The sequence below is a fragment of the Phenylobacterium sp. genome, assembly GCF_036264965.1.
Lineage (GTDB): Bacteria > Pseudomonadota > Alphaproteobacteria > Caulobacterales > Caulobacteraceae > Phenylobacterium.
In genome coordinates this window covers 28,716-40,247 of the sequence record NZ_DATAPY010000037.1, presented here as the reverse complement: position 1 = coordinate 40,247, position 11,532 = coordinate 28,716, and the positions used below count along the sequence as shown (strand labels likewise).

The 11,532-nt window shown below is 67.1% G+C and carries 10 protein-coding genes; 5 read left to right on the top strand and 5 right to left on the bottom strand.

Translation table 11 applies throughout. The features are described from left to right. The coding region (locus tag VHS75_RS05015) for a transposase (protein ID WP_329637509.1) at positions 1-235 on the bottom strand (235 nt) is incomplete at its 3' end. Positions 236-418: 183 nt separating this feature from the next. Between VHS75_RS05015 and VHS75_RS05010 the strand changes: the two genes are divergently transcribed. Genes VHS75_RS05010 through VHS75_RS05000 form a run of 3 tightly spaced genes read left to right on the top strand, consistent with a single transcriptional unit; the run spans position 419 to position 2,350 of the window. After that, complete coding sequence (locus VHS75_RS05010; RefSeq protein WP_329637508.1) at positions 419-793, top strand: hypothetical protein; 375 nt, start codon at positions 419-421, stop codon at positions 791-793. Positions 794-803: 10 nt separating this feature from the next. Next, positions 804-1,583 (top strand): exodeoxyribonuclease III, encoded by a 780-nt coding sequence (xth, locus tag VHS75_RS05005; protein WP_329637507.1) that lies wholly within the window; start codon positions 804-806, stop codon positions 1,581-1,583. A 47-nt stretch (positions 1,584-1,630) separates the two neighbouring features. Beyond that, on the top strand, positions 1,631-2,350 hold the full coding sequence (locus VHS75_RS05000) for a hypothetical protein (RefSeq protein ID WP_329637506.1): 720 nt from the start codon (positions 1,631-1,633) through the stop codon (positions 2,348-2,350). Here the strand turns inward: VHS75_RS05000 and VHS75_RS04995 are convergent, their stop codons facing one another. The 3 genes from VHS75_RS04995 to ilvD form a co-directional block, all read right to left on the bottom strand. Then, positions 2,351-4,054: an amidohydrolase gene (locus VHS75_RS04995; RefSeq protein ID WP_329637505.1), complete on the bottom strand. Its 1,704-nt coding sequence runs from the start codon at positions 4,052-4,054 to the stop codon at positions 2,351-2,353. It abuts the gene before it with no gap. 63 nt (positions 4,055-4,117) lie between these two features. Continuing rightward, a complete protein-coding gene (locus VHS75_RS04990) occupies positions 4,118-4,807 on the bottom strand; it encodes an aspartate/glutamate racemase family protein (protein WP_329637504.1) in 690 nt (229 codons plus the stop codon). A gap of 13 nt (positions 4,808-4,820) precedes the next feature. Next, the gene (gene ilvD, locus VHS75_RS04985) at positions 4,821-6,557 is read right to left on the bottom strand and encodes a dihydroxy-acid dehydratase (protein ID WP_329637503.1); all 1,737 of its coding nucleotides are present in this window, start codon (positions 6,555-6,557) and stop codon (positions 4,821-4,823) included. 517 nt (positions 6,558-7,074) lie between these two features. On the opposite strand from ilvD, the gene VHS75_RS04980 reads away from it, so the two are divergent. Together VHS75_RS04980 and VHS75_RS04975 are read left to right on the top strand one after the other, a co-directional pair. Next, positions 7,075-9,924 (top strand): TonB-dependent receptor, encoded by a 2,850-nt coding sequence (locus VHS75_RS04980; RefSeq protein WP_329637502.1) that lies wholly within the window; start codon positions 7,075-7,077, stop codon positions 9,922-9,924. A 167-nt stretch (positions 9,925-10,091) separates the two neighbouring features. Beyond that, entirely contained in the window at positions 10,092-10,907 is an 816-nt protein-coding gene (locus tag VHS75_RS04975) for an enoyl-CoA hydratase-related protein (protein ID WP_329637501.1), read from the top strand. Here VHS75_RS04975 and VHS75_RS04970 read toward each other — a convergent pair. Further along, a complete protein-coding gene (locus tag VHS75_RS04970; RefSeq protein WP_329637500.1) occupies positions 10,904-11,470 on the bottom strand; it encodes a hypothetical protein in 567 nt (188 codons plus the stop codon). The genes VHS75_RS04975 and VHS75_RS04970 overlap by 4 nt on opposite strands. Positions 11,471-11,532 lie beyond the last annotated feature (62 nt).

Sequence of the window (11,532 nt, the reverse complement as noted above, 5' to 3'; positions counted from 1 at the left end):
GCTCCGAGCGGATGCCGTAGAACGCCTGCAAGAGCATCGCCCGCAACAGCCGCTCCGGCGCGATCGACGGGCGGCCCAGCCGCGGCGGATAGAGCGCCGAAAAGTCCTCGCTCAGGTCCGCCAGAGCGGCGTTTGCGATCTCCCGGATCGGCCGCAGCGGATGATCGCGCCGAACCCGAGACTCCAGGTCCACGTACGAGAACAAGGACCCACTTCGATCGTCAGAGCCACGCATCTCCAACCCTCAAGCCTCGCTCGAGAGAGTGAATCATGCCGAGTCCTGCGCCGCTACCGACTTCTTCAACAGCCTGCTAGGCGACGACAGACCCCGCGAAAGGTCCCAAACCGAGCTTCGGCTTGCGCTGCGCGGCGGGCGGCCTAACTCTCTCGCGCACGACCAAAGGGGAAGGACGTCGCCATGGACCTCATCTCGCGCGCCAGGCGCATCGGCCTCGCGCTGCTCGCCACCGCCATGATCGCCACGCCGGCCACCGCCCAGACCCCGGCCGCTTACGATGGCGACTGGGCCGGAACCCTGGAGGCGGGCGGCCAGAAGCTGCGCCTGGAATTCCACCTCAAGACCGAGGGCGGCCAGACCACGGGCGAACTGAACAGCCTGGACCAGGGCGCGACCATCCCGGCGACGGCGGTAAAAGCCGACGGCGGGGAATTGTCGGTGCTCTTCCTGCCGATCGGCGGCGAGCTGAAGGCCAAGCTCTCGGCCGACGGCAAGGCCCTGGTCGGAAGCTGGACCCAGGGCGCGACGCTGCCGCTCACCCTCACCAAGAAGTAGCCGAGACCCGATGCGCATCGCCACCTGGAACGTCAATTCAGTCAATGCGCGCCTGGAGACGGTGCTGAAATGGTTCGAGGCCGCCCAGCCCGACGTCGCCTGCCTGCAGGAGATCAAGTGCGTGGACGAGAAGTTCCCCACCGAAGCCTTTGAACGGCTGGGCTACAACGTCGCCGTCCACGGGCAGAAATCCTACAACGGCGTGGCCCTGCTCTCGAAGGCGCCGATGGAGGACGTCCGCCGCGGCCTGCCCGAGCCCGGCGAGGAGGAGCAGTCGCGCTATCTCGAAGCGGTGATTTCCGGGCCGCGGCCGGTGCGCGTCGCCTCGATCTACCTGCCTAACGGCAATCCGGCAGACAGCGAGAAGTACCCCTACAAGCTCGACTGGATGGGCCGCCTGCACCGCCACGCCCAGGACCTGCTGGCGCTGGAGGAGCCGCTGGTGCTGACTGGCGACTACAACGTCATCCCCGAGGCGCGCGACGCGGAATTCCCCGCCAACTGGGAGGGCGACGCGCTGTTCCGCCCGCAGACCCGCGAGGCGTTCCGGGCGCTCAAGTACCTGGGCCTCATCGACGCCTTCCTCACCGCCGACGGCTCGCCCGGAGCCTACACCTTCTGGGACTACCAGGCCGGCGCCTGGCAGCGGAACAACGGCATCCGCATCGACCATGCGCTGCTCTCCCCGCAAGCCGCCGACCTCTTAAGCGGGGTCACGATCCATCGCGACGTGAGGAGCTGGGACAAGCCCTCCGACCACGTGCCCCTGGTGATCGAACTCGACCTCTAGCGAACGGCGATTTGGGCAGACTCAGGCAAGGGGCTTAGCCTGTCCGCATGGACGAGGTGACTCGGCTGCTGGCGTTGCTGGGGTTTGCGGGGGTGGCCGTCACCCTCGTGGCCGGCGTCGTCCGCTGGCGCATGAACGAAAACCGCCGCATCCAGCGAGGCTTGAAGGCCGTGCTGAAAGGCGATCTGCACGGCTTCCTGCCGGCGCTGGGCCGCGGCAAGGGCATGGGCTTCAACTTCACCACCAACAAGGTCGCGGTGGTCTGGGACGACGGCGCCTGGGGCCTGGTCTACGCCCTGGACGAGTTGATGGGCGCGGAGGTGATTGTCGACGGGCTGGTGATCGGCCGCGTCCACCGGGGCGAAGCGCGCAAGGCGCTGGAAGCCTTCGTCGCCTTGGAACGGGTGGCGCTGCGGCTGGTGTTCGACGACCTGACGCACCCGGACTTCGTGCTCGACCTGTGGCTGCCGGAGGATGAGGGCCGCCGCGACGAGCTGGCGCCCGTCGAGGCGATCGGCGAGGCCAACCGCTGGCTGGCCCGCATCGAGGCCTTGCTGCGCCGGCCGATGAACACCAGGCGGCCGGCGCCGGCGCCCGTCGTGGCGGCGCCCGCCTCACAACCGATCCCGAACCCCGAACCCGGGCGCGAGACGGAGCCCTTCCCGCCGCTTGCGCCGCTGTTCTCCCGCCTCGCCGATCAGGACGACGACGAAGCGCCCTGGGACGAGGGCGAGGACGAAGAAGAAGCCCGCCGCGCCCTGCGCTAACTAGGCTTGGTAGACCACCGTCCCGCCGGTGACCGTGCGGAGGATGCGGATGTCCTTGATCTTGTCGGGATCGACCTTGTGCGGGTCGTCGGCGAGCACCACGAAGTCCGCCAGTTTGCCCGGCGTGATCGAGCCCTTGATCGCCTCCTCGTGGGAGGCGTAGGCGCCGTTCAGCGTGTTGACCCGCAAGGCCTCGTCGACGGTGATCTTCTGGTTGGCTCCCCAGGTCTTCCCGTCCCAGCCCTTGCGCGTGACCATGGCCTGGATGGCCATCAGCGGCGAGAACGGTCCGGGGTTGAAGTCCGACCCCGCGCAGACCGGCACGCCCGCATCGAGGAGGTCGCGGAAGCACATGGCCTGACGGATGGTCGCCTCGCCATAGAACGGGAACTTGTCGGAGTTGTAGTAGGCGTAGGTCGAGAACACCGCCGGGACGACGCCCGCCGCCTTGATCCGAGCGATCAGCTGCGGGTTCAGCAGGGTGCAGTGGGTGATCTTCGGCCGCGCATTCGCCCGTGGATAGAGCTTCTGGGCGCGCTCCACGGCCGTCAGCACCCGGTCGATCGCCACGTCGCCGTTGGCGTGGCAATTCACGTCGATCCCCGCCCGATGGACGCGCTCGATCCAGGCGTTCAGCGCCTCCTGGGTCTCCGTGAGATTGCCGAAATAGGGCGGCGAGACGCCGGCGTAGGGATGGCTCATCGCCATGGTCCGCTCGGAGAACGAGCCGTCCACCAGATGCTCGGATGTCGCGCCGAGCTTGATCCATTCGTCGCCGAAGCCGGTCTGCAGGCCGGAGCGGATCATCGCCTCCATGACCAGGGCTTGCGGCTCGTAGCTGACCCGGTGTTTCAGCTCGCCCCGCGCGCGGACGTCCTGCAGGGCGCTCAGGTCCCCGCCCTCGTGATGGACGCTGGTCAAGCCGTAGCGCACGAACTGCTTGGAGATATAGGCCTGACCGTCGCGGGCGCGCCGGGCGGTCTCCTCCGGCGAGAAGGTCTGGCGCAGGCCGATCCGCTCGATCGGCGCGCTCGCCAGATCCGTGACCCGGCCGTTGAGTTCGCCATCGGGGCCCTTGTCGTAGGTGCCGCCCGGCGGGTCCGGCGTGGCCTTGGTGATCCCGGCCATGGCGAGGGCCTTGGAATTGTAAAACATGGTGTGCCCGCCGCGGTGGCGCACGCCCACGGGCTGAGTGGTCGACACCTTGTCGAGGTCGTGGACATTGAGCAGGCGGCCGTCCTTGACCTTGATGTCGTCGAAGAATTCGCCGCGGACCCAGGTGTCCGGCGGCAGGGTCTGGGCGCGCGCCCGCAGCTTGCCGACGATGCTGTCGATGGTCACGAACTCGACCTCGAACGGATTGCCGACCAGGACGTCGTAGAGCAGCGTCTCGCCGGGCGCATGGTTGTGGCAGTCGATGAAGCCCGGCGTGACCGTCATGCCCTGAGCGTCGAAGGTCTCGGTGCGCTTGCCGGCCAGCCCGCGGATGTCCTCGGTGCGGCCGACCGCGATGAACCGCCCGCTCCGCACGGCGAAGGCCTCGGCGCGGAGCGTCTGGGCGTCGACCGTCAGAACGTTGGCGTTGATGACGATCAGGTCCGGCTCATCGGTTCCGGCCGCTAGGGCCGCGCCGGCCCATGAGGCGCCAAACCCAGCTCCGGCCAGCCCCAGGAATCCCCGGCGGTTCTGATCCCACGTCCGCATGTCGCCAGCCCCCGCTGCGCCCGCCGTTTGCGGGCCTTGCGAAGTGTTGCGCGCCCGCTGGCCCTAGGCCAGGGCGAAATCCACGGCGGCCTGGCAGTGCGCGACGGCGGTGTCGACCGTCGGCAGGGGCATGGCGGCCACGTCCAGCAGGAGGCCGATCTCGGTGCAGCCGAAGATGATCCCGTCGCAGCCGGCGGCCTTCGCGTCCTCGATCATCTTCAGGACGACGCCACGCGACGCCTCGGTGATGACGCCGACCACCAGCTCGTCGTAGATGATGGCGTGCAGGCGGTCGCGGTCAGCCTTCGGCGGGGTGACCGTCTCGATGCCCTGGGCCGCCAGCCGCTCGGCGTAGAACGGCTTTTCCATGGTGAAGCGGGTGGCCAGCAGCAGGGCCTTGGTCACCCCCTTGGCCTTCAGGGCCTCGGCCGTCGCGTCGGCGATGTGGATCACCGGCTTTGCGACCGCGCCCGCCACCTCGGCGTAGTTGAGGTGCATGGTGTTGGCGCAGATCAGGATGGCGTCGGCGCCAGCGCCTTCCAGCCGCCGCGCGGCGTCGGCCAGGACGGCCCCGGTCGCCGCCCAGTCGTCCTTGGCCTGCAGCTCGGCGATCGGCGCGAAGTCCAGCGACCACAGGGCGATCTGCGCCGAATGCAGCCCGCCCAACCGCTCGCGCACCTGCCGGTTGATCAGCTGATAGTAGACGCTCGTGCTCTCGGCGCTCATCCCGCCGATCAGGCCGATGGTCTTCATTGGGGGGTGCGCATCAGATGTCCGCGTAAACGTGGCTCTCGCCCGCCGCGCCCGGATGGGTCACCGCGCCTTCGTGGGCCGGGCCCACGATCTGGGCGTATTTCCAGAGCGCGCCGGAGCCGTAGTTGGTCTTGCGCGGCTTCCAGTGGCGGAGGCGGTTTTCCAGCTCGATGGGATCGACCTCCAGGTCGATGGTCCCGGCGTCGGCGTCGATGGCGATGATGTCGCCGTCCTTCACCAGCGCGATCGGCCCGCCCATCTGGGCTTCCGGACCGATGTGACCGACGCAGAGCCCGCGGGTGCCGCCCGAAAAGCGGCCGTCGGTGACCAGGGCCACCTTGTCGCCGCGGCCCTGGCCCGAGAGCGCCGCCGTGGTCGACAGCATCTCGCGCATGCCCGGGCCGCCGCGGGCGCCTTCGTAGCGGATCACCAGGACGTCGCCGTCCTTGTAGTCGCCGGCCTCGACGGCGGCGAAGCATGCTTCCTCGCCGTCGAACACCCGGGCGGGACCGCGATGGCTGCGGTGGGTCTGCATGCCGGCGACCTTGACGATCGCCCCATCGGGGGCGAGCGAGCCCCACAGGCCCACCACGCCGCCGGTGGGCGACAGGGGGTTGGACACCGGCCGGATCACGTCCTGGTCGCTGCGCCAGACCACGTCCTTGACGTTCTCGGCGATGGTCTTGCCGGTCACCGTCATGCAGTCGCCATGGATGTAGCCGCCCTCCAGCAGGGTCTTCAGCAGCATCGGCATGCCGCCGGCCTCGCCCATGTCCTTGGCCACATAGCGGCCGCCCGGCTTCAGGTCGGCGATGTAGGGCGTGCGCGCCGCGATCTCAGCGAAGTCGCGCAGGGTGAACTCGATGCCGCACTCGTGGGCCATGGCCGGCAGATGCAGGCCGCCGTTGGTCGATCCGCCGGTGGCGGCCACCACCACCGCGGCATTCTCGAAGGACTTGCGGGTGACGATGTCGCGCGGGCGCAGTTGCGTCTCGATCAGGCGCATCACCGCCTCGCCGGAGGCCACGGCATAGGCGTCGCGGCTCTCGTAGGGCGCGGGCAGCGAGGCCGACAGCGGCAGAGCCAGGCCGATGGCCTCGGAGACGCAGGCCATGGTGTTGGCGGTGAACTGGCCGCCACAGGCGCCGTCCGAAGGACAGGCGTGCTGTTCCAGGTCGCAGAGGTCCTCCAGCGTCATCTTGCCCGCCGAGTGCATGCCGACGCCCTCGAAAACGTCGACCACGGTCACATCGCGGTTGGCCCAGCGGCCGGGCAGGATCGAGCCGCCGTAGAGGAACACGCTGGGCACGTTCAGCCGCAGCATCGCCATCATCATCCCCGGCAGGGACTTGTCGCAGCCGGCGATGCCCACCAGGGCGTCATAGCTGTGGCCGCGCATGGTCAGCTCGACCGAGTCGGCGATCACGTCGCGGCTGACCAGGGACGACTTCATCCCCTCATGCCCCATGGCGATGCCGTCGGTGACAGTGATGGTGCAGAATTCCCGCGGCGTGCCGCCGGCCGCCTTCACCCCCGCCGAGACCGCATGAGCCTGACGCATCAGGGCGGTGTTGCAGGGGGCGGCTTCGTTCCAGCAGGAGGCGACGCCCACAAACGGCTGGGCGATCTCGCGGCTGCCGAGGCCCATGGCGTAATAGTACGACCGGTGCGGCGCCCGGCTGGGCCCCTCGGTCACGTGACGGCTGGGCAGCTTGGTCTTGTCCCAGCTTCCGTCCGGCTTGCGATGCATCAATCCAGGCCTCCTACGTCGAGGCTGCTTCCTTAAGCGCGCGCCGCCGCGTGCGAAAGGGGCCAGCGGCGCGACGGACGCCCGGCCCTCGGCCGACTCAACCCATGGGCGCCAGTTTGCGTTTGCTACGCAACAATGTTGCCGCTTCGCAATCCATTTCGGATGGTTCGTACGCAGAGGAACAATGTTTTTTCAGCGGAAATTTGGATAGTTCGAAAGGATGGTACGCAATTTCGGCCCAAGTTTCCGTAAAGTCAGCGACGCCGATTTTACAAAGCAGATGGTCACGTGGAAGGTAATCCCGAGGCCGTGGAGAGTGCTCAATCCCCGCGCAGCTCACCTGTCGAAGCAGCCTGAAACCAAAAACTGTGTCCTGGGCGCCAAAGTAGGTGAGGCGTCTTTAGTTATCGCCGTTCACTTACGCCAATCACATTGACGCCCTAGAGGCTCTGCTTCAGCCTCCCCCTCAGGCGCAGACAATAGCGCTTCAAAACATAGGCTGCGGGAGGCAGTTCAGATGCATTGGAAACACGCCCTTATGGCGTCCAGCGCGATGCTGGCTGCCGCGGTCGGATCAACGGCCCACGCTCAAGCCAACAAGCCGGCCACCCAGGCCGCCGCCAGCAACACCATCGAGGAACTGGTGGTGACGGCCGAAAAGCGGGCCCAAAGCCTGCAGGACGTGCCGGTCGCCATCTCCGCGTTCACCTCGGCGCGGCGTGACCTGATCGGGATCACGACGATCACCGACATGACCAACTTCACGCCGGGCCTGGAATACAACGCCCAGAACGACCGCAACACGCTGCGGGGCATCGGGCGGAACACCAACGTCCACGCGGCGGAAGGCTCGGTGGCGCAGTATTCCGACGGCATCTACACCTCCTCGACGGTCGAAGCCGGCAAGACGCCGCTGTTCACCGACCGGGTCGAGGTGCTGCGCGGTCCGCAGGGCACCCTCTATGGCCGCAACTCCATCGGCGGCGCGATCAACATCATCTCCAAGCGCCCCACCGAAGATTTCTACGCCGAGGTCCGGGCCCAGTATCAGAACTACAACCACAGCATCCTCGAAGGCGCGGTGTCAGGCCCGACGATGATCCCCGGCGTGCAGTTCCGCTTGGCCGCCAACTGGGAGAAGCAGACCGAGGGCTGGCTCAAGAACACCATTCCCGGCCAACCCGACGCCGGAAACATCATCGACCAGAAGCTCGTTGAAGGGCAGCTGAAGTTCCATTTCAACGACAAGTTCGAAGGCTGGATGAAGCTGTCGGGCATCGACTGGCACAACGACAGCGGCGGCCCGGGCTCCAAGAACACCGTCACCCGCACTACCTTCCCGGCCGGCACGCTGACGCCTGGCCTCGGCCAGCCGCAGTTCCCCAATTTCCTGGCGGCGAACGGCGGCATCACGCTCAACCCAGGCTACGCCTGCCTGCCGACGGCCCTCACTGGCCTCACCAACATCGTGACCGCGGGCGGCGCGTCTCTGGCCACTGCGTGCTCCAACGCCAGCGAGAACGACTGGCGCAAATTCAGCAGTGACGTCCCGTTCCAGGACAAGCTGACCGGCACGACGATCTTCGCCAGTGAGTGGATCTATCACGTCGCGGACAACATCGACCTGAAGTACGTCGCCGGCGGCACGCACTATCACTACCACCTGACCGGACCGGCGACGAACCCGAACGACACCGCCTCGATCACCTCCTTCCAGCTGCCGTTCGTGAGCGGCAACACCGTGATCCCCGGCGCCATCGGCGCGGGCAGCACAGTCAATCCCCGCTACTCGTTCAGCTACGAGGAGAGAGAGAACTGGTTCAGCCATGAACTGAACCTCGCCTCGACGGGCGACAGCCCCTTCCAGTGGATCGTCGGCGCCTACTACTACGACGAGAACTACAAGCAGCCGACATCCACCACCCTGCTCGACCAGGGCGCGCCGGTCACCCACGGGCCCTTCCTGACCAATGCGACCTGCGCTTTCACCGGCGGCGTTTGCGCGGCTCTCGCTGGCAACAATCACATCTACGACGACCAGCCGCAGCTTGAGATCACCTCCAAGGCGGTCTTCGGCCAGATCGACTGGGCGTTCACGCCGCATTGGAAGACGACCCTGGGCCTGCGCTACACCGAGGATCACAAGTTTGGCCAGGAGTCGCTTCGCCTGTTGTGCTTCGACGTGCCCGCCTGCGCCGGCTCGCCCGAGAATTTCACCAACTTCATCATCGACCTGACCCAGGTGCCCGCGGCGGGCATCGGCGGCCTTATCCCCGGTCAACCGGGCGCACCCGGCGTGACGCCCGGCGTCTCGTCGCTGACGACGGTCGACCCCGCCACAGGCTTTGCAACCCGCCACTACGACAACAAGTGGTCGGCCGTCACCGGCACCGCCGGCGTGCAGTGGGATCCCGATCCCGACACCATGGCCTACTTCCGCTACGGCCGCGGCTATAAGGCGGGCGCCTTCCGGATCGGCATCAACACCACCCTGGGTGTGGCCCCCAACGCCGAGCCGGAGCACATGAACGACTTTGAGATCGGCCTGAAGAAGAACTTCGGGCGGACCTTCCAGGCGAACCTCGCGATCTTCTACGAAGACTATGAGAACGACCAGATCCCGCTCACGGTCGCGGCCACCAATGGCGGTCTCGCCCAGGCGAACTCCATCTTCTTCAACGTCCCGAAGGCGGTCTCTGAAGGGGTGGAGCTGGAGACGACGTGGCAGCCGATCGACCACCTGCAGATCCTGTTCAACTATTCCTACGACGACGCCCATGTGACCAGCGGCGCCGGGGTTGTTGACCCTGCCGACCCGACAGCGGTCGCACCGGGCGCGAAGCCGATCGGCGCGCTCGCCAGTTGCGCGACCCTGCCGGCCGGCAGTTCGCTGTGCGACATCTACACGGGCAACGCGCAGCGCGGCCAGAACCTCTCCGGCCAGAACCTGCCGAACGCCCCGAAGAACAAGGTGGCGGTGAACGTCAACTACACCTGGGAGATGACGGCCGGTTCGCTGTCGCCGTCCGTCAGCTACGTGTGGCGCGACAAGCAGTACGGCTCGTTGTTCAACCGGTCCTACTACCAGTCGCCGTCCTACGATCAGTGGGATGCGCGGGCGACCTGGAAGGACAAGGACAACAAGTACAGCATCATCGCCTTCGTCCGGAACATCGGCAACTCCGTCGGCTTCGAAGGCGGCGCAAGCGCCACCCGCAACGCCGGCGTGGTCCCAGCCCACGTGCTGGGCGCGATACCGCCCGGCGGGACCGCCGCCAGCCTCGTCCCCGTGCTCGAAGGCATCACCAGCGCCTACACGATCACGCCCCCGCGGACCTACGGCATCGAGCTGCAGTACCGCTTCTAGGGCTTAGGCTCGGGTGCAAGACTAAGGCGCTCCGCTTCCCCAGGCGGGGCGCCTTTCTTTATTCCGCCGGCCCCTCCGCCAGAAGCTCCAGGCTCCCGGCGACGATCTGGCTCGAACTGGCCGCGCCGCCCTATAGTCGGATCAAGCAGACAAAAGGGGCCGCCCAGGTGACATTCCACGACATCGCCTATGCCACGAACGGCGGAATAGGGGTCATCACCCTGAACCGCCCGACCTATCGTAACGCCCAGAGCTACCGGATGCTGGACGAGATCGATCAGGCCTTCGACCTGGCCCGCGCCGACGCCGATGTGCGGGTGGTGATCGTGCGCGGCTCGGGCGGCGTCTTCTCCACCGGCCACGATCTCGGCACTGAGGAAGGCATGGCCTACCGCAAGGCGTTGGACGCCAAGCCCGGCATCGAGACCTATGACCAGTTCAAGAAATACAACCTCGACCTGTTGCTGAAGTGGCGGAACTTTCCCAAGCCCACGGTCGCCATGGTGGAGGGCTACTGCATCTACGCCGGCTGGATGCTGGCGGCGGCCATGGACGTGGTCTTCGCCGCCGAGGACGCTGAGTTCCTGGCCGGGATGGTCGAATATATGTCGATCCCTTGGGACATCGGCATCCGCCGCGCTAAGGAGCTGATCTTCGAGAGCCGCTTCATCTCCGCCGCCGAGGCCGCGCAGTACGGCCTGGTGAACCGGGTGCTGCCCCAGGCCGATCTGGAGCGCGAGACCTTCGCCTGGGCCGCCCGCGTGGCGCAGAACAGCCCGGAGATCCTGCGCATGGGCAAGATCCAGATGAACAAGGCTCAGGACGCCCAGGGCTTCAGTCAGGCGGTCGAGGACACCCTGGGCGACTATGTGGCGATGATGAACATGCCCGGCGTCGACCTTCGGATGGAGGGCGAGAACCGTCTGCTTGCCGTCGATCTGGCGGTGCGCGGCAAGCGCGGAACACGGGCGGCGGCCGGCTAGAGCTTGGGGGCCTTCGGGCAAGGACGATCCGCCCGGCGCGTGTCGCAGGCCGTGACGCGCTGGAGGTAGGTCAGGGCCGCCCGCGTCGTCTCATCAGTGGCTTCGCGCCGGACCGCGTACTGCACGCTGTAGAGACTGTCGGCGCCGCTGATCACCTTGATCCACGCGGTCTCAGGCTTGCCGGTCTGGGGATTTCGCGGGCAGGTGAAAACCCAAATCGCCGACGGATATCCGTTCTCGTCGGCCTGGCTCAGCTTCCGCCCCGCGCCGCCCGGACAGCCGGCCCTCCAGCCTGTGCCCATGAACGTCGGCAAGCTGTCCGGCGGCTCGTTCGTCCGCCCGTGAAAAATCTGCTGGGTGATCATCTGGGACCAGTCGTCGACACTCTCCTCGGTCGGGACATACTCCACAGTGGTCATGGGCCCGTTGGCGCCCTGCCAGCCCGCCTTGAACCCATGAGGAATCAGCACCAGGACATTCTCGTCCTGCAGCTGGGCGCGCGCGGAAGACGACAACAGCGACGCCGCGAGGACCGCCGCCGCGCAGGCAAGGGATTTGAACATCACACCACTCCGCGCCCTTGGCGGCGCCAACGGAACCCCGGCCCTCCATCACCCAGGAACGA